The 24,401-nt window shown below is 59.0% G+C and carries 17 protein-coding genes; 12 read left to right on the top strand and 5 right to left on the bottom strand.

All coding sequences use genetic code 11. From position 1 onward, the window contains the following. Positions 1 to 68: 68 nt before the first annotated feature. The 3 genes from fabG to OQ273_RS11540 all read right to left on the bottom strand — a co-directional run bounded on the left by fabG (position 69) and on the right by OQ273_RS11540 (position 2,455). On the bottom strand, positions 69 to 806 hold the full coding sequence (gene fabG / locus OQ273_RS11530; protein ID WP_267990651.1) for a 3-oxoacyl-[acyl-carrier-protein] reductase: 738 nt from the start codon (positions 804 to 806) through the stop codon (positions 69 to 71). A gap of 49 nt (positions 807 to 855) precedes the next feature. Continuing rightward, positions 856 to 1,791, bottom strand: coding sequence for an ACP S-malonyltransferase (gene fabD, locus OQ273_RS11535; protein WP_267990652.1), 936 nt, complete (start codon positions 1,789 to 1,791; stop codon positions 856 to 858). A gap of 217 nt (positions 1,792 to 2,008) precedes the next feature. Then, positions 2,009 to 2,455 (bottom strand): hypothetical protein, encoded by a 447-nt coding sequence (locus OQ273_RS11540; RefSeq protein ID WP_267990653.1) that lies wholly within the window; start codon positions 2,453 to 2,455, stop codon positions 2,009 to 2,011. Positions 2,456 to 2,899: 444 nt separating this feature from the next. Here OQ273_RS11540 and OQ273_RS11545 point away from each other — a divergent pair, with 444 nt between their 5' ends. Beyond that, on the top strand, positions 2,900 to 3,946 hold the full coding sequence (locus OQ273_RS11545) for a GGDEF domain-containing protein (protein WP_267990654.1): 1,047 nt from the start codon (positions 2,900 to 2,902) through the stop codon (positions 3,944 to 3,946). 36 nt (positions 3,947 to 3,982) lie between these two features. Here OQ273_RS11545 and OQ273_RS11550 read toward each other — a convergent pair whose 3' ends face one another. Further along, entirely contained in the window at positions 3,983 to 5,311 is a 1,329-nt protein-coding gene (locus OQ273_RS11550) for a type I glutamate--ammonia ligase (RefSeq protein WP_267990655.1), read from the bottom strand. Positions 5,312 to 5,693: 382 nt separating this feature from the next. Between OQ273_RS11550 and rpsF the strand changes: the two genes are divergently transcribed. The 11 genes from rpsF (at position 5,694) to OQ273_RS11605 (ending at position 16,786) form a co-directional block, all read left to right on the top strand. Next, the gene (rpsF, locus tag OQ273_RS11555; protein ID WP_267990656.1) at positions 5,694 to 6,080 is read left to right on the top strand and encodes a 30S ribosomal protein S6; all 387 of its coding nucleotides are present in this window, start codon (positions 5,694 to 5,696) and stop codon (positions 6,078 to 6,080) included. Between the two features lie 11 nt (positions 6,081 to 6,091). Continuing rightward, positions 6,092 to 6,340 carry a 30S ribosomal protein S18 gene (gene rpsR, locus OQ273_RS11560; RefSeq protein ID WP_267990657.1) on the top strand — a complete coding sequence of 83 codons (249 nt, stop codon included), beginning with the start codon at positions 6,092 to 6,094 and terminating at the stop codon, positions 6,338 to 6,340. A 144-nt stretch (positions 6,341 to 6,484) separates the two neighbouring features. Continuing rightward, positions 6,485 to 7,465, top strand: a complete 981-nt coding sequence (locus OQ273_RS11565) for a DUF2232 domain-containing protein (RefSeq protein WP_267990658.1) — start codon at positions 6,485 to 6,487, stop codon at positions 7,463 to 7,465. A gap of 22 nt (positions 7,466 to 7,487) precedes the next feature. Then, complete coding sequence (gene rplI / locus OQ273_RS11570; protein WP_267990659.1) at positions 7,488 to 8,177, top strand: 50S ribosomal protein L9; 690 nt, start codon at positions 7,488 to 7,490, stop codon at positions 8,175 to 8,177. A 218-nt stretch (positions 8,178 to 8,395) separates the two neighbouring features. Further along, the gene (locus OQ273_RS11575; protein ID WP_333781686.1) at positions 8,396 to 9,670 is read left to right on the top strand and encodes a cyclopropane fatty acid synthase; all 1,275 of its coding nucleotides are present in this window, start codon (positions 8,396 to 8,398) and stop codon (positions 9,668 to 9,670) included. A gap of 182 nt (positions 9,671 to 9,852) precedes the next feature. Further along, the gene (locus OQ273_RS11580; RefSeq protein WP_267990660.1) at positions 9,853 to 11,379 is read left to right on the top strand and encodes a replicative DNA helicase; all 1,527 of its coding nucleotides are present in this window, start codon (positions 9,853 to 9,855) and stop codon (positions 11,377 to 11,379) included. 14 nt (positions 11,380 to 11,393) lie between these two features. Beyond that, positions 11,394 to 12,575: an alanine racemase gene (gene alr, locus OQ273_RS11585; protein ID WP_425493375.1), complete on the top strand. Its 1,182-nt coding sequence runs from the start codon at positions 11,394 to 11,396 to the stop codon at positions 12,573 to 12,575. Between the two features lie 9 nt (positions 12,576 to 12,584). Then, positions 12,585 to 13,979: a DNA repair protein RadA gene (radA, locus tag OQ273_RS11590; protein ID WP_267990662.1), complete on the top strand. Its 1,395-nt coding sequence runs from the start codon at positions 12,585 to 12,587 to the stop codon at positions 13,977 to 13,979. Positions 13,980 to 14,024: 45 nt separating this feature from the next. Further along, entirely contained in the window at positions 14,025 to 14,606 is a 582-nt protein-coding gene (locus OQ273_RS11595) for a CvpA family protein (RefSeq protein WP_267990663.1), read from the top strand. Next, positions 14,548 to 16,044: an amidophosphoribosyltransferase gene (purF, locus tag OQ273_RS11600; RefSeq protein WP_425493415.1), complete on the top strand. Its 1,497-nt coding sequence runs from the start codon at positions 14,548 to 14,550 to the stop codon at positions 16,042 to 16,044. The genes OQ273_RS11595 and purF overlap by 59 nt, the downstream gene beginning before the upstream one ends. A gap of 4 nt (positions 16,045 to 16,048) precedes the next feature. Then, entirely contained in the window at positions 16,049 to 16,786 is a 738-nt protein-coding gene (locus OQ273_RS11605) for an SDR family NAD(P)-dependent oxidoreductase (protein WP_267990665.1), read from the top strand. Between the two features lie 15 nt (positions 16,787 to 16,801). Here the strand turns inward: OQ273_RS11605 and OQ273_RS11610 are convergent, their stop codons facing one another. Then, positions 16,802 to 23,884, bottom strand: coding sequence for an autotransporter outer membrane beta-barrel domain-containing protein (locus tag OQ273_RS11610; RefSeq protein WP_267990666.1), 7,083 nt, complete (start codon positions 23,882 to 23,884; stop codon positions 16,802 to 16,804). Between the last annotated feature and the right edge of the window lie 517 nt (positions 23,885 to 24,401).

Consider the following 24,401-nt stretch of genomic DNA (forward strand, 5'->3'; position numbering starts at 1 on the left):
AATTTTTCCGGGTAAGCGTCTAACGCCGCCAAAGTTGCCAAGAAACATCAAATTCGCCCGCAAGCGGGTCAGATCATGGCCATTCCGCCATTGACATGAATGGTTTGACCGGTGACGTAAGCCGCCTCGTCCGAGGCAAGATACGCCACGGCCGATGCGACCTCGACGCCGGTGCCCATGCGTTTCATGGGAATGGCACCCATAATGGCGTCTTTCTGTTTGTCGTTCAGTTTTTCAGTCATGGCCGATTCGATGAAACCGGGCGCAACGCAGTTCACCGTCACATTGCGCGGCGCAATCTCCGCGGCAAGCGATTTGGAGAAGCCGATCATGCCTGCCTTCGATGCGCAGTAATTGGCCTGTCCCGGATTTCCCGTCACACCGACGACCGAGGTTATGTTGATAATGCGTCCGCCACGACGGCGCATCATCGGATGGGTCAACTGCCGTGTCAGATTGAAGACGGCCGTCAGGTTGACGTTGATGACCGAATCCCAGTCCTCATCCGTCATACGCACGAAAAGCCCGTCCCTTGTTATGCCTGCATTGTTGACGAGGATATCGACACCCTCGAGCCTTTCTTCCGCCGCCTCGCCCAGTGCCTTGACCTCATCGCGATCTGAAAGATTTGCCGGGAAAATATGGGCATTCGTTCCCAGCTCCGCTGCAAGCGTTTCGAGCTTTTCAACACGCGTGCCGTGAAGTCCGACGATTGCGCCGTTGGCGTGCAGAACACGGGCAATCTCTTCGCCGATCCCGCCCGAAGCACCGGTGATGAGTGCCTTGCGTCCGTTGAGTTCAAACATGTTTATCCCTTCTGCCGGTCCAGGCTGCTTTCGGCCACCGGATCTGTTGTCATCCGCCCAGATACGCCTCGATGTCTTGCGGTGTGTTGATGGCTTTGCCGGCAACTGAGCGATCGATACGGCGCGCCAGGCCGGTCAGCACCTTTCCGGCGCCGACCTCGTAAAGCTCGGTTACGCCGTTTGCAGCAAACCAGGAAACCGTCTCGCGCCAGCGCACGCGGCCGGTTACCTGCTCGACCAGCAATTGTTTTATCTTGTCCGGATCGCCGATCGGTGCCGCAACGACGTTGGCGACCAGTGGCACTGCCGGCGCATTCAACGTCACATCATCGAGCGCAGAACGCATGGCATCGGCGGCCGGTTGCATCAATTCGGAATGGAAAGGCGCCGATACGGGAAGGAGCAGTGCGCGCTTGGCGCCCTTTTCTCCGGCAGCGGTGACAGCCTTTTCAATGCTTTCGCGCGCTCCGGAAATGACAATCTGCCCGCCACCATTGTCGTTGGCGATCTGGCAAACACCGGCATCGGAACACTCGATGCACACGGCTTCCACCGCATCTTCCTCGAGCCCGATGATTGCGGCCATGGCCCCCTTACCGACCGGCACAGCCTGCTGCATCGCATTACCGCGAATGCGCAGGAGTCTTGCGGTATCGCCGACCGTCAGCGCGCCGGCGGCGGCCAGTGCGGAATATTCCCCCAAAGAGTGACCGGCAACATATGCAACCTTGTCCTTGAGTGAAAACCCGCCAGCTTCAAGCGCACGCATTGCGGCCATCGAAACCGCCATCAAGGCCGGTTGGGCGTTTGCCGTCAACGTCAACTCGTCTTCCGGGCCTTCCCACATCAATGCAGAAAGCTTCTGATCCAGAGCATCGTCAATTTCTTCAAAGACCGCCCGGGCGGCAGGAAATGCATCCGCAAGGTCCTTGCCCATGCCGACACTTTGGCTGCCCTGCCCCGGAAATGTAAACGCCGTGCTCATATGAAAGCCCCAATTCGATTGCCGCTCCTGGAACGGGCTATCACCACCGAATGGACCGCAAGTCAAGTTTTATGGAGAAAATCCGAGACATTGGGGAAAATGTCGCCTGAAGGCATCTGCGGAGAGCACAGGTCAAAAGGAAACGGGTGCGGTGACCGCACCCGTCTGCAAAACTTCGTAGTATGGATCGCCGCCCTGTGCGGCGCCCGTGCGAATTCTACAGGTCGCCCAGGAGAATGTCGCGTGCAGCCTTGTTGGCTTCCTTCATGCGCATTGCCGCGCCGATCTGGCTGTTGTAGCGGGCAACGAGCTCCTCGCTTTGCTGCTTGTGCTCGGTGCCGAGCTGCTTGAGTTCTTCGCGAGCGGCCTCAAGTCCCTGTTCGTGGAACTGGATGTCGCTGCGCACCTTGGCTTCGCGCTCGGCAAAGCTTTCCTCAAGAACCTGCTGGGATGCTTCGCGTTCGGCTTCCATACGCTCCATATCGGCGACAGCGTCGCGGATCGCCGCGTCATAGAGGTTGATGGCGTGATCCGACTTGCTCGTCGGCATGGTGCGGTTGGTCGTCATCATCCGCTCGACAACGTCGTTCAGACTGCTGACGGCCTTTTCCTCACTGTCGACGGTGCGCGTTGCGCGGATCACATTGCTCGTTGTTGCGTTCATTAGTAGTCTCCTCGGTGAATACTGGTCTCCACCACATCACCAGTTTCTGTCTGACAGCGTTGCCCCACCGGCGGTCACGGACCGACAATAGCGGGCTTCCAAGTAACGCTCAGGAAATTAGCTAATGAATTTTTAACGCACGATCAATTATCAGGTTAAGTTAACGTTAATTTTTAAGCTGTTGATTAATTAGATAAAATTTTATTCAAAAAGGAATCTTCACGCACACTCCAACTGTCTAGTACGTTGGTCGGACACAGGCAATGCGTCATTTTTTCCAATTCAAAAACGAAAGTGAACTTCACTGATAAATTGAAAGTCCGGTCCACGATGTAACCGGTAACAATTTCATCGATATTTGTGAAAATTTAAGACAAACTGTCATAACTGCAGGCGGCATAAAACGCCGATATAAGACCCCGAGTATCAATAAAGCGCCCTCATATGACCGACATTGCCAAAAAAATCGTGGAAATGATGAGCGAGCAGGGCGTTGCGGGCCTGCCACGCAATTACGAGCTGTTCTACGAGGCCGTAACAGGCACCAATCAGCAGCTCACAAAGGACCTTGCCAAACTTGGTCGCTCTGCAGATCAGAACGAGCTTGACGCGCTTGGCAAGAAGTACCTTGTCCATCACCACCGCCAGGGCTTCTTCGAAGATGCCCATGACCGGATGAGCGAGCAGATAAAGGGTGTGCTCAAGCTGTTGCGTGACGAACAGCAGTCTCTTCGGCAATATGGCCAAATACTGGATGACACGTCCGGCAAAATCACGGCCCCGAACCAGGGTAGCGGAGCGCTGCTCAGCCGGATTGTCAGCCTGCTTTCCGACGCAACCGGTTCGACCATCGATCACGGCAAGAAGGTTGTGAACTCGATGAACGAGAAGTCCGCTGAGATCACCAAGATCAACTCGGAACTGGAACGTTACAAGAAGCTGGCCAATACGGACCCCCTGACACAGCTGGCCAATCGGCGCGCTTTTGACTCCCACATTGCAGATGTGCAAGGCGACAGGAAAAACGCGATGTATTCCAGCCTGGTTTTTGCCGATATCGATCATTTCAAGCGTATCAACGACAGTTTCGGACATATCGTCGGAGACAAGATCCTGTCCTATGTGGCGGGGATCATGCGAAAGGAAACCGGTGAGGATGCGTTCGTTGCCCGTATCGGTGGGGAAGAATTCGCCATTCTCATGCAAGGCACCACCGAGCAGGAAGCCTGCGACCTGGCGGAAAAGGTTCGTGCGGCCGTTGAGAGCAAGGAGTTCATCAACAACAAGTCCGGCGTCAACTACGGGCCGGTTACCCTCTCACTCGGCATCTGCATGGGCTCGGAGGCGGACGACTCGGCAGATCTCTATCGCAAGACGGACCAGGCGCTTTATGCTTCGAAAAACAGCGGCCGCAATCGGGTGACGCGTTTTTCCGAAATCCCGGCAGGCAATGGCACCGCCTTCAAGGATTGGCTGCTTTACCGGAAATGACACGGCGTCAATGAATGCGACCGGTACGCCGCGCCATCAGTAGACAGCGGCATATCTGGCGCATATCTCATCATCCGAAAGGTCCTGCATCAATTCGACCTCGCAGCGTTTGTGACGCAGATATGTGTCGACAAGCACGTCCCCGAACGCGCTGCGCGCCCAGTCACTGGATTCCAGACCGTCCAGCGCTTCTGCCAGCGAGCCCGGCAGCCGGCTCACCGAGATTTCGAAAAGCTCCGCCTCCCCTGCCTCGGTCAGGTCCATGCCGGTTGCCTGGGGCGGCTGCAAAGCCTCATCAAGGCCGCTCGTCCCGGCTCTGACTATGGCCGCCAAGAGAAGATAGGGGCTCGCGGCGGCGTCCGACGCGCGATACTCGAAATGAAATTTTGCCGACACGTCTTCATCGGCGCCGGATTTGAAGACCGGGCAGATCCTTACCGCCGCTTCACGATCCTGAACACCGAGATTGTTGAACGCTGCACTCCAGCGGTGCGGGGTCAGGCGCATGTAGGAGGCAACGGAGGGCGCCGTCATGCACAGAAAGTCAGGCATGTATTTGAGAACTCCGGCAAGGAATGAACCCGCCTTGTCCGAAACGCCGTTCGGCCGTCGTGCATCGTGGTCCACGGGCTGCCCGTCGAGATCAAACAAGGAGAAATGAACATGAACGCCATTGCCGACCGTCTTGGGATCGACAATCGGGGTAAAGCTCGCGCGTGCATCAAGACCAACCGCAACGGCTCTCGTGATTTCACGCAGGACAACCGCATCGTCAGCCGCGCGCAGGGCTTCATTGGGTTTGACTGTGACCTCGCACTGAGCGGGACCGAATTCCGGCGAAAATGTATCCGGCACAAGGCCGGCCCAGTTCAACGCATCCATCAGGCGGTTGGGAAAGGAGCCCAGTCGCCGCAAGGCTTCAAGCGAATAGCCAAGCCCCTCCTGACCTTCTGCACCCGAATAGTGAAACTCGTGTTCGAACGCGGCGCTTACGGACAGGCCATGGGTCCGGCGCAGTGTTTCGACGGCGCTGGCGAGTTGGCCGCGCAGGCAGCATTCCCAACGCCGCTCGTCCAGCGTGAGAACGTTGCCCATGACAAAACACTCGTCCACACCGTATTGCGGGATTTTCAGATCCACGAGTGTGGAAAAGTCCGGCCTGAGGATCAGGTCGCCGAGAGCACCCCAGGGCGTGTCCGCAATCGGTCCGAGGCTAGTCTGGAACACATTCGTCGGGGTCCAGCCCACGCCGATGCTGCTGCGTTCCTCGCGGGCGCTGTGCGGCATCGCCTTGCCACGCAACTGGCCGGCGATATCGCTGGTGACCACCATTATGAGATCGGTATCCTTACGGCTTTCGGTCATTTGACGGCTCTCCCGGTATGATGGTGAGATTAGCCCCATCGTTGGTCCGGTCCAACCTTTTCCTTTTGCGCCAATGCGGAGCCATCAACGAATGGTGTCACCGGATCTGAGATCGCGGGCGAATTCGCTTGCATCACCGCAAAAAAGGCGTATAAGCGCGCTGTTCGAAACACCCGGTCACCTGGCTGGGGGCTGAACGGAGGGCCGCCCGAAAGGGCGACAGGAAATAAAGGTTTCCGGCCTCCCGTGTCTCCGCTCTCGACCGTCTCGAATTCAACGCCTTTCCTGCAGACCGTACACCGGTCCCAGAGGGTTGTTGAGGCTTAGCCGCCGGTATCCGTGGTGTTGGAACGAAGACAGACCAGGAAAGGCAAGCTGAATCATGGCTTTATACGAACATGTGTTTCTTGCCCGGCAGGACGTTTCCAGCCAGCAGGTCGAGGCCCTTGTTGAGCAGTTCAAGGGAATTCTCGAAGCAAATGGCGGATCGGTCGGGCGCGTTGAGAACTGGGGACTGAAATCCCTGTCTTACCGCATGAACAAAAACCGCAAAGCGCATTACACGCTGATGGACATCGATGCTCCGTCCGCCGCCGTGCAGGAAATGGAACGGCAGATGCGCATCAACGAAGACATCCTGCGCTACATGACCATCCGTGTCGACGAGCACGAAGAAGGCCCTTCGGTCATGATGCAGAAACGCGATGACCGCCCGCGCCGTGGCGACCGTGACGACCGCCCGCGCCGTCTGCGTGAAGATCGCAGTTAGGGAGAACAGCAATGGTTGATATCAATCAGATCCCGACGCGGCGTCCGTTCCATCGCCGCCGCAAGACTTGCCCCTTCTCCGGCGCCAATGCGCCGAAGATCGACTACAAGGACGTACGCCTTTTGCAGCGCTACGTTTCGGAACGCGGCAAGATCGTTCCGTCCCGCATCACAGCGGTCAGCCAGAAGAAACAACGTGAACTGGCCAAGGCCATCAAACGTGCCCGTTTCCTCGGCCTGCTGCCCTATCTGGTCAAGTAAAGGCCTGAACCTTTAGTGGCCGGATGTTCCGGCCACAGCCCGCCGTGATGGGCACGGTGCGGACACGAAAAACCCCGAGTTGGGGCGAAACGGCAAACGGGCCGGAACGCCTCTAACTGCTTCGATGAGCAGGACAGCGCTTAAATGAACAGCTCTACGCAGTCACTGATCGTCGGCATTGTCGCCGGACTTGCCTCTGCCCTTCTCGTTATGGGTTCGGGTTCCATGTCCGCGCTTTCCGTCATGCTGTCAGCCGCCGCGGTTTTGCCCGTGCTGATTGCAGGGCTTGGCTGGTCAAACCTCGCAGGTGCCGCTGCCGCAGCGACGGGCACTCTTGTCATCGCCGCCGCACTTTCACCGCTCGCCGCCGCGATGGTTGCGGTGACGACACTGGCTCCGGCTGCATGGATTGCTCATCTGTCAAACCTTGCGCGGCCGGCCGAGGAACTTGGCGGGCCGCAAGGCAAGCTTGCGTGGTATCCGCTGTCGGACATCATGCTGCATATCTGCGGACTTGTGTCGGCATCGGTAATCATCGTCGGCTACGCGGTGGGCTATGGCGAGGCCCTTGTGTCCGAGATTGTCGACAGTGTGGTCACAGTACTCGACGAACAGAATCCAGAGATACAGTTCGACAAAACCCGCATGCTTGAAATGATCACCCCCGTGACTCGGGTGTTGCCGGCCTTGCATGCTTTTTTATGGGTCATCATCCTTTTCACCGCCTGGTATATCGCATGCGGCATCGCCCGGCTCTCCGGGCGCGCCAAGCGGCCCGCGGATGTCATCCCGACAGGTCTGCGCATGTCGCGGCTGGGCCTCTTGATATTCGGCGCCGGTCTGGCGCTCAGCTTTGCCGGCGGCAAAATCGGCCTCGTGGGCTCGGTTATCTCCGGCGCCTTTGCCGGCGGCTTCATGCTGGCCGGCCTTGCCATGCTGCACCACCGGGTCATGAACCGCGCCTGGAAGTTCGCGGCGCTGTGGATGACCTACACCGCCATAATCTTTTTGTTTCCGCTGCCGCTGATTGTTTTCCTCTTTGCAGGACTTTTCGAGACCGCGCGCACGGCCCCCTTATCCACGTCCGGCCCAGGGCCGGACAATTCCAACGATCAAACGAACTGACGAAATCTGAAAGGAAACCCCGATGGATGTCATTCTTCTCGAACGCGTAGCAAAGCTCGGGCAGATGGGCGATGTCGTGAAAGTACGCGACGGATATGCCCGCAACTACCTGCTGCCCAAGGGTAAGGCGCTGCGCGCCAATGATGCCAACAAGGCACGTTTTGAAAGCGAACGCACCCAGCTTGAGGCACGAAACCTGGAGCGCCGCGGCGAAGCCCAGCAGATCGCCGACAAGCTTGACGGCAAGTCCTTCATCGTCGTGCGCGCCGCCGGCGAAACGGGTCAGCTCTACGGTTCGGTCGCCGCGCGCGACGTCGTCACCATTCTTGAGGAAGAAGGTTTCTCGATCGGCCGCAGTCAGGTGGAGCTTCGCACGCCCATCAAGGCGATCGGAATGCACGAAGTCATCATCTCGCTTCATGCCGAGGTCGAGGTCAAGGTTGAGCTCAACGTTGCCCGTTCGGCCGATGAAGCCGAACGCCAGGCCAAGGGCGAGGATCTGACATCGGCCGATGCCATCTACGGCACGGACGAAGAAGAGGAAGTGCAGGCAGAGGACATGTTCGAGGAAGGTGTCGAATTCGATACGGCGGAATCAGACGCTGCCGAAGAGACTGAGGCGGAAGCAGAAGCGGTTGCGGAGGAAGACGCCACCGCAGACGCCGGCGCGGAGCCAGTTGAGACGGCTGAGGCGGAAGAGCCCAAGGCTTAAAAGAAGCAGCCATCGAAAACAGAAAGCCCGGCCCTTGCGCCGGGCTTTTTTTCTAGCTGCCGCGTCCAAAAGCGGCTCGGCGACCAGGGGAGCGCATATTCAAACGGATCACTCAAAACCTGACCGGGACACATGCGGCTGGACTATTGGGCAAAGGCTGCTAAACTTTTCGTGAAGACGGAAAGCTCTGTTAGTCTTGGTACTTTGAGGTTTTCACCGTGAACCGTTTTCTTGCGCATCTTGTACGCAAGCTCATTAAAACCGGCGATCTGACTGTTACGTCCGCCGACGGTACCAAGCTGCGCCTTGGCGATGGTACAGGTTCACCCGTCCATCTCCGTTTTAAGACTGCAGAGGCCGAACGGGCCGTGGCGCTCGATCCCAATCTGAAGCTCGGCGAGTGCTATATGGATGGCGATTTCGAGCTTGAGGACGGCAGCATCTACCAGTTTCTCGAGCTGGTTTTCAAAAATGTCCGCCGGCATAAATCGACCCCGGCCCGGTGGGTCAAGGCGCTGGAGCACCTGCGCCGCATCCCGGCGCATCTTCTGGAATGGAATACGCTTCGCCGTTCGCGCTCCAATGTCCAGCATCACTACGATCTTTCGGGTGAACTTTACGACCTCTTTCTCGATCCGGACCGGCAATATTCCTGTGCCTATTTCGAGGACCCCTCGGTAGACCTGGAACATGCACAACTCGCCAAGAAGCGCCTTATCTCCTCGAAACTGATCATGGATCGCGAGGGGCTGCGTGTTCTCGATATCGGCTCGGGATGGGGTGGCATGGGCCTGCATCTGGCCAGTCAGTTCAATGCCAAGGTAACGGGCGTCACACTGTCAGACGAGCAACATGCCATATCGACCCAACGTGCCCGCGAGGACGGATTTGCCGGTCAGGTTGAGTTCAGACTGCTGGATTACCGCAAACTTCATCAGAGCTTTGACCGGATCGTTTCGGTGGGCATGTTCGAGCATGTCGGACGCAGGCATTACTCAACCTACTTCAACAAATGCGCCGAAATGCTGGATGAAGACGGCGTGATGCTTTTGCACACGATCGGCCAGTCCGAGCCGCCGACCCCGACCAATCCGTTCATCAAGAAGCATATTTTTCCGGGCGGATATATACCGTCACTGTCGGAAATGCTGCCCCCCATTGAGCGATCCGGTCTTGTTGTCACCGATATTGAAGTCCTGCGCATTCATTACGCGGAAACGCTCAAAGCCTGGCGGACAAATTTCCTTGAAAACTGGGACAAGGCGAAAGAGCTCTATGACGAGCGGTTCTGCCGCATGTGGGAATTCTATCTCGCCGGTTCTGAGATCGCCTTCCGTTGGCAGGACCTGGTCGTCTTTCAGATACAGCTCGCCCACAGGCCCGATGCGGTTCCCCTCACCCGCGACTATATCGGCAGGAACGAGCATGCACCGCACCGGGCCAAGAAGGCGAGCGAATCAGCGCGCAAGAAACGCCGGGCTGCGGCCAAGTAAGTTCGACTGCGCAACTTGATTCGTGTTCGGAAGTCAAACAGAATCAGATAGTATTCCCCTTTCCACATTTCGCTTGTGGAGATTGAGCATGGTCGCGCGTTTTGCGCGCGCATCGTTTGCGATGGCGTTATACATGCCCGGCGCGCAAGCGCGCTGAGGGGATTCAATACAGAAAGCAGGCGATGAGCGATCCGGCACGCCCGATTGGCGATTCTGACAGCAATGATGGCGGCGGGCTCTACCGCGAGGCGCCGGGCAATATCGAGGCCGAACAGGCGCTGCTCGGCGCGATCCTCGTCAATAATGACGCCTATTACCGGGTGTCGGATTTCCTCAAGCCCCAGCATCTGCATGAGCCGCTGCACCGCAAGATCTTCGAGGTGGCTGGCGACATCATTCGCATGGGCAAGACGGCCAACCCGGTCACGATAAAGACCTTCCTGCCGGCGGATGAAAAGGTGGGTGACATGACCGTCGCCCAGTATCTGGCGCGTCTTGCCGCCGAAGCCGTGACGATCATCAACGCGGAAGACTACGGTCGCGCGATCTACGATCTCGCGCTACGCCGGTCACTGATCACCATCGGCGAGGACATGGTCAATATCGCCTTTGACGCGCCGCTTGATATGCCGCCGCAGAATCAGATCGAGGACGCAGAAAGGCGGCTTTTCGAGCTTGCCGAAACCGGGCGTTACGATGGCGGCTTCCAGTCGTTCAACGATGCGGTTGCGCTCGCCATCGACATGGCCGGCGCCGCCTATCAACGGGACGGCGGGCTTTCGGGCATATCCACCGGCATCTCGCAACTCGACCTGCGCATGGGTGGGCTGCAGCAGTCCGACCTGATCATTCTTGCCGGCCGTCCGGGCATGGGAAAGACATCGCTGGCGACGAACATCGCCTATAATATTGCCAAGGCCTATCAGCCGGAGGTTCAGGCGGACGGCACGACCAAGGCGGTCAATGGCGGGGTTGTGGGCTTTTATTCGCTGGAAATGTCGTCTGAACAGCTGGCGACCCGCATCATTTCCGAACAGACGGAAATATCGTCCTCCAAAATCCGTCGCGGCGAGATTTCCGAGGCGGATTTCGAGCTGCTGGTCGGCTGCTCGCAGGAAATGCAGAAGATTCCCTTCTATATCGACCAGACGGGCGGCATCTCCATCGCCCAGTTGGCGGCCCGGGCGCGGCGGCTCAAGCGCCAGCGCGGCCTGGATCTGCTTGTCGTGGACTATGTTCAGCTCATGACCGGCTCAAAAAAAGCCGGCGACAACCGGGTGCAGGAAATCACCGAAATCACCACCGGTCTGAAAGCGTTGGCGAAAGAACTCAATGTGCCGATCGTCGCGCTTTCACAGCTTTCGCGCCAGGTCGAAAACCGCGACGACAAGCGGCCGCAGCTCTCGGACCTTCGCGAATCCGGCTCGATCGAGCAGGACGCCGACGTTGTGCTCTTCGTCTATCGCGAGGAGTATTACGTCAAGAATACCGAGCCGCGCCGCACGCCCGAAGAGGTCGCCGGCGACATCAAGACCGAAGAATATCTGCGCTGGGAAGAAAAGATGGTCAAGGTGCGCGGCATGGCCGATGTCATTGTCGCCAAACAGCGCCACGGTCCAACCGGAACCGTTACGCTGGGCTTCCAGGCCGAATTTACCCGCTTTTCCGACCTTGCGGACAATTCCTACCTGCAATACAGCCAAGAGTGACGTAAACAGCAGAATTGACCGGCGCATTGAACGAACGGCACAACGATAAAGACCACGACATCGATGAAGGGTACGGCGCGCGCCTGACGATTGACCTGCAGGCGCTTGCAGACAACTGGCGTGTGATGCGCGACCGGTCCCACCCTGCCCGCTGCGCGGCTGTCATCAAGGCCGATGGTTACGGGATTGGCGCACCGGAGGTGGCCACCACGCTTTACGCCGCCGGATGCCGGGATTTCTTCGTTGCAACGGCGCGCGAGGGAGCCATCATCAGGGTCTATGCTCCGCAGGCGCGCATATTCGTGATGAACTGTATTTTGCCCGGGATCGAGGAGACCTGCCGGGCCGCCGAACTCGTTCCGGTTCTGGCATCCATGGAACATGTCGCGATCTGGACCAATGCCTGTATCGCCAACGGCGACCATCCGTGCGCGCTGCAGGTCGATACCGGTATGAACCGATTGGGCATCACCAGCGAGGAGGCACTGTCGATCGCCGGTGACGTCACCCGCCCGGCTGGCTTTTCCCCGGTCTTGCTGATGAGTCACCTTGCCTGCGGGGACACGCCCGATCATCCGCTCAACCATCATCAGCTTGAAGCGTTTCGGGCTGCCGTCGGTGCTTTCGACGGCGTCGAGGCAAGCCTGAGCAACTCCGCCGGCGTTCTGCTGGGCCCTGAATACAGGTTTGATCTGACCCGGCCCGGTATAATGCTCTTCGGAGGATCAGTTGGTGACGGCGTCAATACGATCACACGACCGGTGGTCACTGCGGAGGCCCGCATCATAACGATCCGCCATGCCAAACGTGGAGAAACGGTCAGTTACGGCGCCACCGTGACGCTTGAGCGCGACAGTCGTATCGCCATCTGTTCGATCGGCTATGCGGACGGATATCCGCGCTCACTCTCCGGCAGCGGCGTGCCCTTGCGCAATGCGGTGCGTGACGGCGCCCACGCTTTTGCCGCAGGGCAGCGCCTGCCCCTTCTGGGCCGTGTAACGATGGACATGACGGCCTTTGACATTACCGACCTGCCGGACAACACGCTGCGAGCGGGCGATTTCGTTGAACTGTTCGGCAAGAATGTCGCTCTCGACGACGTGGCACGGGCCGGCGGCACCATCGGCTATGAACTCCTGACGTCGCTTGGTCAGCGCTATCGGCGGCATTGCCTGCCGGCTGAAAACGAGGATTGACGGACGGTCATGGCGCGCTCGAAACCCCAATTCATCTGCCAGAACTGCGGCACAGTCCACACCCGCTGGGCCGGCAAGTGCGACGGCTGCGGCGAATGGAATACGATCGTCGAGGAAGATACGACGGGCGGCATTGCCAGCGGTCCGGGAAAGCCGCGCACGAAGGGCAAACCGGTGGCCCTTACCTCTTTGTCGGGCGACATTGAGGACGCACCGCGCATCGAAACAGGCATTGCGGAGCTGGACCGTGTCACCGGCGGCGGCTTCGTTCGCGGTTCGGCTCTCCTCGTGGGGGGCGACCCAGGCATCGGCAAGTCGACGCTTTTAATGCAGGCAGCAGCAGCCCTGGCGCGAAAGTCCCACAAGGTTATCTATGTGTCCGGCGAGGAGGCGGTGGCGCAGATCCGCCTGCGAGCGCAGCGGCTGGGCGCAGCCGACACCGACGTCAAGCTGGCGGCCGAAACCAATGTTGAGGATATCCTCGCGACAATGACAAAGGAAAAGCGCCCCGATCTCGTCATTATCGATTCCATCCAGACGTTGTGGAGCGACATGGCCGAATCGGCCCCCGGGACGGTGACCCAGGTGCGTACCGGCGCTCAGGCGATGATCCGATTCGCCAAGAAAACCGGCGCGGCGGTTGTCCTGGTCGGCCATGTGACCAAGGAAGGTCAGATCGCCGGTCCGCGGGTCGTCGAGCATATGGTCGATGCAGTGCTCTATTTCGAGGGCGACCGCGGACACCATTACCGGATCCTGAGGACCGTGAAGAACCGGTTCGGCCCGACCGACGAAATCGGCGTTTTCGAAATGTCCAGCAAGGGTTTGCGTGAAGTCGCCAATCCGTCAGAGCTTTTCCTTGGAGAACGCAACGAAAAAGCCCCCGGCGCTTCGGTTTTTGCCGGCATGGAAGGAACACGACCGGTTCTGGTCGAAGTGCAGGCGCTGGTCGCCCCCTCGCCTCTCGGGACCCCGCGCCGCGCTGTCGTCGGCTGGGATTCAGCCCGGCTTTCCATGATCATTGCCGTATTGGAGGCCCATTGTGGCGTGCGGCTCGGCCAGCACGACGTCTATCTCAATGTTGCAGGCGGTTACAGGATTTCAGAGCCTGCGGCCGACCTTGCGGTTGCTTCTGCACTGGTTTCATCACTCGCCGGTCTTGCTCTTGCGGCCGATTGCGTCTATTTCGGCGAGATAAGCCTGTCCGGCGCGGTCCGGCCCGTCGCCCATACCGCGCAACGCCTCAAAGAGGCTGAGAAATTGGGGTTCGGTCATGCCGTCCTGCCGAAAGGTTCGGCGGATCTTCCGAAAAGCGCCAATGGGAGTTGGAAAACCGTCGATGCCCTGGCCGATCTTGTCGTCGAAATCGCCGGATCGCGAGCAAAGCTCGATGAAGGCGAATAAACTCAAACACAGGCCGGCTACCGGCAGACCGTAAGGTTATACGCTATGCCAATCACCATACTTGATGGAATCCTTATCGGCGTGACGCTGTTCTCGGCCGTGCTCGCCATGGTCCGGGGCTTTTCCAGGGAGGTGCTTTCCGTTGCCTCCTGGATCGCAGCGGCCTTTGCCGCCTACTATTTCTATCCACTGCTCGCGCCCTACGCGCTGGAATATACGGACCGCGAAGCCATCGCGAATGTGGCCTCCGCGGGGATAATTTTCCTGATCGCGCTGATCCTCGTCACCGTGCTGACTATGCGCATCGCGGACTTTGTCATCGACAGCCGGATCGGCGCGCTCGATCGCACGCTCGGCTTCCTGTTCGGAGCCGCCCGCGGCATCCTGCTCGTGACCGTCGCGATGTTGTTTTTCAATTGGCTGGTCCTGGGGCCACAGCAACCGGCCTGGGTGGCGCAGGCAAAATCCAAACCGTTGCTGGATTCTCTCGGCGAGCAGCTCGTGGCCATTTTGCCTGAGGATGTGGACACCACGATCCTCGACCGGCTGAAAGGGCTGAGCGGCGATGATGCAGGAAGTGACCAGGAGGCCCGTATCCGTGGCACACAAAACGATCACAGAACCTGACTGCGAAGCTGACGCCTTCCGTGACGAGTGCGGCGTCTTTGGAATTTTCGGCAAGGCTGACGCGGCAGCCGTTGTCACACTCGGTCTGCATGCTCTCCAGCATCGCGGCCAGGAAGCCGCAGGCATCGTTTCCTATGACGGCAGCCAGTTTTCCGTCGAGCGCCATGTCGGCCTGATCGGCGATACATTCACCAAACCCTCTGTCCTTGCACGCCTGCCCGGCAGTCGCGCTATCGGCCATACGCGCTATTCGACAACCGGCGGCGAAGGCCTGCGCAACGTGCAGCCGTTCTTTGCCGAATTTGATGGCGGCGGTTTTGCCATTTCGCACAACGGCAACATCACCAATGCGCTGACCATGCAGCGCGAACTGCAAAAGCGCGGTGCTATTTTCTCGTCCACCTCGGACACGGAAACGCTGCTTCATCTGATCGCCATGAGCGATCGCGAGTATTTCATCGAGAAATTCATCGATGCCGTGACGCAGCTCGAAGGCGCGTTTTCACTTGTCGGGCTTTCCGGCAAAAAAATGATCGGCGCACGCGATCCGCTTGGGATTCGCCCGTTGGTACTCGGCGATCTCGACGGCGCCTATATCCTTTGCTCGGAAACGTGCGCGCTCGACATTATCGGCGCCCGCTTCGTGCGCGATGTCAGGCCCGGAGAGGTGATTGTGATCACCGAGAAGGGGCTGCGCAGCTATTTCCCCTGGGGTGAGATCAAGCCGCGTTTCTGCATTTTCGAATATGTCTATTTCGCGCGTCCCGATTCCAATGTGGAGGGGCGTAACGTCTACGAGACGCGAAAGAATATCGGTATCGAGCTTGCCAAGGAAAGCCCGGTGGAGGCTGACATGGTGGTGCCCGTACCGGATTCGGGCACCCCGGCAGCCATAGGGTTTGCGCATCAGGCCGGCCTGCCCTTCGACCTCGGCATCATCCGCAATCACTATGTGGGACGCACATTTATCCAGCCGACCGCATCGATCCGGCATATGGGCGTCAAGCTCAAGCACAACGCCAACCGGACTGCCATTGAGGGCAAACGCGTGGTTCTTGTCGACGATTCCATCGTGCGCGGAACCACGTCGCAGAAAATCGTGCAGATGGTCCGCGACGCGGGAGCCGCGGAGGTGCATATGCGCATCGCTTCTCCGCCCACCGTCGCCTCGTGCTTTTACGGGGTCGACACGCCGGAAACGTCAAAGCTGCTTGCATCGCGTATGTCGACCGAGGAAATGCGCGACTATATCAAGGTGGATTCGCTGGCCTTTCTTTCCATGGACGGGCTGTACCGGGCCGTTGCCGAGCCGTCGCGCAACAAGGAATGTCCACAATTCTGCGACGCCTGTTTTTCCGGCGAATACCCGACAGACCTGACAGACCGCGACAGTGACGACGGAACACGCACACTCTCTTTGCTCGCCAAACACGGATAAAATAATGATGGATCTCAGCGGCCGCATCGCGCTGGTCACCGGCGCATCACGCGGCATCGGCTATTTCACGGCTCTTGAGCTTGCCAAGGCCGGCGCCCATGTGGTTGCCGTCGCGCGCACCGTTGGCGGTTTGGAAGAACTCGACGATGCAATCAATGCCGCCGGCGGTTCCGCTACCCTGGTGCCGCAGGACCTGCTCGATATGAAGGCAGTGGACCGGCTGGGCGCGGCCATCAATGAGCGCTGGGAGAAACTCGATATCCTTGTGGCCAATTCGGGAATCCTCGGTCCGCTTTCCCCCGTCGGCCATATCGAGGCCAAGGCATTCGAGAAGGTGATGAACAAGAACATCGTCTCCACATGGCGGGTGATCCGATCGGTCGAAACGCTGCTGCACAAGTCTGACGCGGGCCGGGCCATCATCATCTCATCCGGAGCGGCTCACAATTGCCGTGCCTTCTGGGGCGCCTATTCGGCGAGCAAGGCTGCTCTTGAAGCGCTGGCGCGCTGCTGGGCCGCCGAAACCGTCAACACGGCGCTGCGGGTCAATTGTGTCAATCCCGGCGGCACGCGGACTGCCATGCGCGCCCAGGCGATACCGGGTGAGGATCCGATGACCGTCCCCCACCCCTCCGAGGTTGCCGCCAAGATTGCTCTGCTGGCGGCCCCGGCTCTGGAACATACCGGTATGCTCTACGATTTTCCGGAAGACCGCTGGAAGAGCTACCGGCACCCGGACTGACCAGGCGGGAAGATGTCAGAACGGTATTTTCAGACGAGCCTGTCCGCCGAATTCCTGGACATCGGCTGAAAACAGCGCGCCCACGCCAGCTTCAAACATTGCCCTTTCGCCAAAATGTGTCTCAATGGACGCGCCGATATCGGCAAACATGCTATCTGCCTCATCGACAAGCGTGTAGCTTGAACTGCCAAAACCTGCTGCCTGGAGCTGTGCGGTCGTACTGCGGTTCTGACCGCCGGAAAGAGCGAGCATACCAAGGTGGAAAGTCGCCTTTGCGGTGGATCCCGATAAATCAAACTCGGTCGAGATATCCACGGCCGGATTGAAGTTGAAGACTGTCCCTGAAATGGACCCGATAGCGAGCTTGAAGTCGCCGCCTTCGGCTTCGGTGAACCCGCCTTGATAGTAATGCGTGACCCCGACACCGAAGGAGGGCTTGATCGAGCTCGTATCGGTCACGGCGAACTCATGTCCGATAGTTGCCTGGCCCGAAACCCACCACAAATTCGGATTTGAATTGGCAAAAACCCCGCCGCTTGACGAAAACGCCTCGCGGGTAAAATCGTAGTGGCCATAGCCACCTAACACGGACCCCGAAATTGATGTCTTGCCGATTTCCGCCCGCAGCGACCCGCCAAGCTGGACGCGCCCGCCGTTGGAGCTGAAGGTGGAGCTGGACTGGTTGAAAAATTCGTATCCAAGCCCGAGGCCGGCAAACCAGCCCGGCGTGAATTCGTATTCCAGACCACCAGCGATGGCGAAGACATTTTCATTGTAGCCAACCGCGTCCGGGTTCTTGTCACGGTGGTGATGGCTGGCCCCAATGCTCAGCCAGGCACAGGTGCCGTGCGCACCGAGATCGGCGGTCGCAATATTCTGCCCCCCGGCACAGGCGTTAAGGGCGCCGGAAAAGCCAAAGGCGGAGAAGTAAGCCGCGTCCACAGCCGCAAAAACATCGCCCGGCGCCAGTTTGTCATAGGCGCCTTTGAGCTCTTCGACAGTCGCAAGTCCCAAGATGATACTTGCGGCATCCTCAACGAATTCATAGTTGTCCGCGACGCTGGCCAAAGCGACATCGCTCGCAAGCGGAACGGCGCTTGCATCATCGCCCGAACCCAACAGGCTTGTTGTTGCCACACTGCCTCCCGACAGTTCTGCATTGCGCGCAGCGATCAGTTCTTCAATCAGTGCAGCGGCCTTCTGCTGGTTCTGGCTTAACGCCAGATCGTCGCTGGAATAGTCGACCGTATATTCAAGGTCGATTGTTTTGCTGTTCTTTAGGACAAGGGAATAATCCACCGTTGCTGTGTCGGCGGCCGCGAGATTTTTAATGCTAAGGGTGACATCGTCGCTGTAAATGATTGTGCTGGAACCGCTATCACCCGAGTTGAGCAGATTGGTACCGGTCGGATTGGCGCTCACAGTCGCCTTGGGCGTTTGTGAACCGGACGAGTTTGCCAGCAGGATTTCATCGCTCTTTCCATCTGAACGGCGGCCCATCTCAAGATCGAACAGATATATGCCGTCAGAGTGGAACTGCGAAGACAGCTTGCCCTTTAGCGAAGTGGTTATGATGTTGCCGGTTCCACCCGGAGACAGTGTTCCGGCATTGACGAGATTTCCGCTGCTGCTGAGATCTACCGTGTAGCCCATCTCGAAGACACCACCGTCTTTGTTGTCAAACAGATTGGTACTCCCGCCCTTCATGGCGAGGCCGCCGCTGATCGTACCCCTGTTGTTGATTGTGTTCTTATCGCCTTTCATCGTGATGACCGTGGAATAATCACTCGACGAGGCAAAAGCCTGTGCCGTGCTGATCGTGCCCTCGTTGTTGATGGTTGCTGTGTCTGCGCCCAGGATATCGATCGCCTGATAGCCATTGTTGGCTGTTCCGCCCGTCGAAACCGTGGAGAGTCTTCCGATGTTGATCGTCACATTGCCGGCTGAGTTGTATCCGTCGCTTTGAGCCACAATGCCGTAGCCTTGTGTTCCCGAGGAGATGATGTCTCCGTGGATATCAAGCGTGATGGCTCCCCCGTCGTCGCCGGAACCACCAAGGCTTTGAGCAAAAATCCCTGTCGAATAATCACCCGTCATGGTGATCGCATCGACTGTTTCGATGTTTATCGTGCCGCCCGACCCGGGGTCTCCCACATTGCCGATATAGGTGTTCGGCGTGTTGGCGGTGACACCGACCGCGCCACCACTTCCACCGGTTGATTGTGCCCATATACCGTGGGCGAACTGCCCGCTCGTTGTGATGGCGGCAATCGAGCTGATGTCGATATTGCCGCCATTTCCACCCGCGCCGGAATCCTCCTGCGCAACGACACCAAGCCCGAAACTCGCGGTATATACGGGCGAGCCAAAGGAAAGTTCCACATCGCCTGCGGCACCGCCGCCACCGCCGACTGACTGCACAAACATGCCCATGGCGCCGAGGCCCGAGGTGTTGATGGCTCCACGGTTGTCAATCAATATGTGGCCGCCATTACCGCCGCCGCTGCCCCTGCCGCCGACAGTGACCTGTGAGATCGAACCAGCTGCGCCATCACCGCCAACACCTCCGCCACCACCGACGGACTGAGCAAAAATCGCCGTCCCGCTGGCGCCGGTGGTTGTAATGGTTCTGAAATTATCGACCGTCAGGTCGCCACCATCACCGGCGGCACCGCCGTAGCCGCCGATATCAATGACCCAATTGGTCAGTTCTGATTTGATCTTAAAGCCACTCAGGCCCTGAATGGCGAGATACCAGTAATAGGCAGAGAGCGCATCATCGATACCGGCGTAGATATATTCCTCGAAGATGTCTTGTGGGTCACCCGTCTGGGACTCCAACGCCTCGGTCAGGGCATCGGCAAAATCGTTCGCGGCGTATTCGCCATTGCCGCCGCTACCTCCACCGCCGCCCACAGAATGGGCAAATATGCCATAGGAGGCCACGCCGGAAGTCGAAATGTCTGCCACATTGGTGACATCGACGGCACCGCCGGTTCCGCCGACACCGCCATTGCCGCCCAGATCGAAGGTCAGACTGTACGAGCCGGTCGATGCGCCGTCGGAAGCAGACGAGAAAAACTGGAGCAACGGAAAGGACTCGGCCGACCCTCCGTCGCCGCCGCCGCCGCCAACAGACTGTGCGAAAATCGCCGATGAGACGTCACCACCGGTCGTAATCGAACCGAAATTGTTGACCGTCACGCCACCGGCATTGGCACCCGTTCCGCCCTTTCCACCAACACTTACGGCTGCACTGACTTCGACTGAGGAGGCAGACGCGGATGTGAAATCGAGCAGGATGTTGGCCGCCGTCCCGCCCTGACCGCCATTGCCACCGATGGATTGGGCATAGATACCCTTTGATCCGCCCCTTGTGGTGGAAAGCGAGGCCAGATTGAAGACGTCTACATCGCCGCCAATGCCTCCATTCCCGGCAGCGCCACCAACCGTGACCGTTGCTCCCAACGTTCCGCTTGTCGACGAATCTGAAGCAAAGACGAAGGAGCTGCCACCGCTGCCGCCGTTGCCGCCAATAGATTGAGCCAAGACGGCGCTGGAGTAAAAGCGACCTGTTGTAATGCTACCCAGGTTTACGACCGAAACATCACCGCCAGCTCCACCGCCGCCGCCTTCACCGCCGATGCCCACGTCGACCGTCAGCGAAGAGTTGCTGGAGAATGACATAACGCCTGACAGCGCCGTGCCTCCGCTACCGCCTGCTCCGCCCACGGACTGCGCCAGGAGACCGACTGCGCTGAAGTCCTGGGTGCTAATGGCACCGCCATTGTTAACGTTGACCGTTCCGCCCTTGCTGCCGCTGCCGCCGGTTCCGCCGAGTGTGACATCGATATCGGCCGTGTATTCTCCGGCCGACAGGCCCGCATCAACCGCCAGCCAGGCGCTGCCGCCCTCACCGCCGACGGATTGAGCCATGATGCCATAGGCATATTCGCCAGTTGTCGCGAGCGATGCTCCATTCGTGACGGTTACAGCTCCACCCGAACCCGAGGCGCCACCGTCGCCACCCAGGGCCATGGAAACCTCACCCACCGTCATGGCCTCAACGGAAATCACACCGAGAGCATTACCACCGCCACCACCAACGCTCTGCGCCAGAAGCGCCGTGCCGTTGTCACCAGACGTTGTTATGTCCGCCTCGTTGTCGATCTCAACAGTGGCGGCCATCCCGCCGGTGCCGCCGTTGCCAGACACCGTTTGCGAGTAGGACCCGCCATTGAAGAGATCGGCATTGATGCTGAAGGACGATGTGCCCCCGGAACCGGCAATGCTTTGCGCGGTAACGCCGATCCCGTTGTCGCCGTCGACGATGATCTGACCGGCTGTGGTGACCAGGACCGCGCCGGCATTACCCGCCCCGCCACCACTGCCGCCGGCTGTGATTGAAACTTCGCCGACGGATGCCAGATCTCCCGTGAGCGTCATATCGCTCATACCGCCGCCGCCGCCGATGCTATGTGCCACAATCGCGCTGGAGTTGTTTCCGCTGGCATGGATGACGGATGCGTCACCCTGCTGGTTGACAGTGACGTTTCCGCCGCTGCCGCCAGTTCCTGAGTTTCCTCCGGACGTCAGCTCGATGTTTCCACTGCTGGCAACGTCGATCGTCGATGTCCAACCGCCCATGCCGCCACCGCCGCCAATGCTCTGCGCAACAATTGCGTGCGATACAAGGCCGGTCGTCGTCATGTCGGAATTCGTTGTCAGCGTAACCGTGCCTCCGTCGCCACCGCGGCCGCCACTGCCGCCAACGGTGTTGTCGACCGAGCCGAAGGTGAGACCGCTGCCGCCGAAGGTCGATCCGGCAATACCGCCGCCGCCACCCACGGAATGGGCCACGACGGCGGGTGAGTGGACACCGCCGGTGGTCACACTTTCAAACAGGACGACCTTAACCGCGCCGCCGGCACCGCCATCGCCAGCCGATCCGCCGACCGTTTGCGTAAAACTGACCCCGGCGTCGATGGCATCGTAGTTGATGGTGCTGCCCGACATACCGCCACCGCCACCAATGGATTGCGCAACAAATCCGTGGGAGAGGTCCTCTTGAGTTTTTACAGTGAAATAGTTTTGCACTGCGGTGACCGTGTCTCCGGCGCCGCCACTGCCGGCGTTACCGCCTTGCCCAAGATTGATGTCAACACCGATACCGGCGGCGAGCGTGAGATCATTACTGCTGTTTCCGCCGCCGCCGCCAATGGACTGAAGCAGCACACCATGCGACCGATAGCCAAGCGCCTCAACGCTGCCGACAGTTGTCGAAGCACTCTTAAGCGTCACCGTGCCGCCATTTCCGGCGGTGCCACCAGTGCCGCCGGTGGAAAAGCCGACATCCAGATTGAAGGTTTCGACAGAGCCGCCAATACCACCACCGCCGCCTATGGACTGCAACACGAGCGCATCTGAAAACACGCCGTCGGAAGAAATCTTGCTTCCGTCGAGCGTAACGGTCACATCTTTGCCGGCCCCTCCGCTTCCCCCGGAACCGCCGAGCGCTTCGACACCGTCTGAAGAGCCGCCGCTGCCACCGCCGCCGCCCATGCTTTGCGCGACCACTGCGGGCGCCTTGATGCCGGCTGTTTTGACCGTCACGTTGCTGTCAAAGACAATCGTCACTGAATCGGCGTCGCCGCCGGCCGAGCCACTGCCTCCGAGCGAAGCGAATGCTTCACCTGATCCGCCTTTGCCGCCACCACCTCCGACACTTTGCACGAAAACACCGGCGGCTCCTTCACCCGACGTTTGAATGATACTGCCGCTGCCGAGCGTCAGTCCGGCCGTTCCCGCAGTACCGGCGCTTTCCGAAGCGGCTCCGTAGCTGTCGAGCACCTCAGCGGCAGAGCCGCCGTCGCCGGCAAATCCGCCGACACTCTGAATCAGAATTCCATCCGCATCGCGGCCAGTTGTCGTTATGTTTGCGGTGATTGTGACGGATACATCGTCGCCATTGCCAGCGCCTTTTGCGCTTCCTCCGGACCCACTGGCCCCACCACCGGCGTCACCGCCATTCCCGCCGGCGCCGCCATAGCTTCTTGCAAACAGGCCGGATGCTGTTTCACCGCTGGTGGTGATCGTGGCCGCATCCATTATGAATGTAATGGTGCCTGCCGAACCTCCCTTGCCACCATTGCCTCCGGTCACATGGCTCAGGTCTGTTCCTGACCCCTTGCCACCCTTTCCTCCTGCGCCTCCGAGCGTCTCCAGAAACACAGCCGGCGTCGAATTCGCAATGGTGGCTCCTGATACGGTCGAATGAATCCGGACGTCTATATTGCCGCTCACACCGCCATCGCCGCCGTTTCCACCGTGAATATTTGTGCTGCTTCCACCTTGTCCCGCGCCCTCTCCGCCTTCGCCGCCATCGCCGCCTTGCAACAACACGCTGACAATCGACCCGGCAGTCGAGGTCAGGTTGGCAAGCTCACCGCTGTCGATCTTGACCGTTATACCGCCGGCGCTTCCGCCTGCCCCGCCGGTGCCGCCCCGCCCGGAGTTAAAAGCGGCGTTCTTGCCCTTTCCACCTGTGCCACCGTCCCCACCATCACTGGTGAAGACAAGCGCCGCGACACCGGTCACAGTGGTCGTGTTCGTAACCGTCAGGGACACAGCGCCTGTTGAGCCGCCATCGCCACCGCTATCGGCATTACCGGTCTTCTCTTTGCCGATGGCTCCGTTCCCGCCTGTAAGTGTCACTGACAGCGCCGTGTCGCCTGCAGAGGTGGCATTGATCCCGTACGCGTTCGATCCATCGAAATCTATATCGAAGGCGGTGGTGTCGCCGCCGGCGTCACCGGTGCCGGTGCCGTCAGCTCCGCCCGCCACTATGGCTATCGCACCGGCGTCGGTGTTGAGATCCTGAATGGTGACCTGCGTTTCGTTGGTCAGGCCTAGCGACAGGCCGGACGAAAAGTTGCCTGTACACGTGAACGTGGAATCCGCGGTGGAGCAATCTGCGTTTGCGACAGGCAAGTGGACCAATGTGATCGCGGCCACAAAGAAGCCGCCGACAGCACCGCGCACCAAAGATCGAATGAGAGGCCGTTGTCCGTGTTCGCACGGCAGCGATCTTGCCACCATCGAACAAGACCAATGCGGAAAACCCGCAGTTTTCACGACACGTATCTGTGTTATCTCAAGTCCGCCCTGACCACCGCATTGACTGCACTTCAAGGGAGAACCGCAAACAGCCGGCAGGTCTGTTGGCTGTATGTCGGCACCCACGTGACGAAAACCAAGGCTAGCAGATTCGCCGCAACCTACCGTTGGATGCCCATCTCGTTCTTTCTTGGATTTTTGTCTCAATCCGCCCCGAAATGGCTCTGCTTCCCAAGGTACGGAAACTGTGCTTGCTGCAGGCCTGGATCGGACTTGAAGCTACAACGTGACGTCGTCAATCTTTATGCGGGCCACCCATGGAGTTTTTGCCGATAGTTTTCACAGGTGACGCACCTTGGAGGCGGCCCGCCTTTAAGATTCTGATATTTATATATTTTTTTATACGCCTTATGAACATCCCAGTTGATTTACTCTCTGCACTAGCGGGAACATTCACGAAAAATTCGCGATGTAAGATATATTTTGGGCAGTATTCTTG

Origin of the sequence: Hoeflea prorocentri, assembly GCF_027944115.1 — a bacterium.
GTDB classification, from domain to species: Bacteria; Pseudomonadota; Alphaproteobacteria; order Rhizobiales; family Rhizobiaceae; genus Hoeflea_A; species Hoeflea_A prorocentri.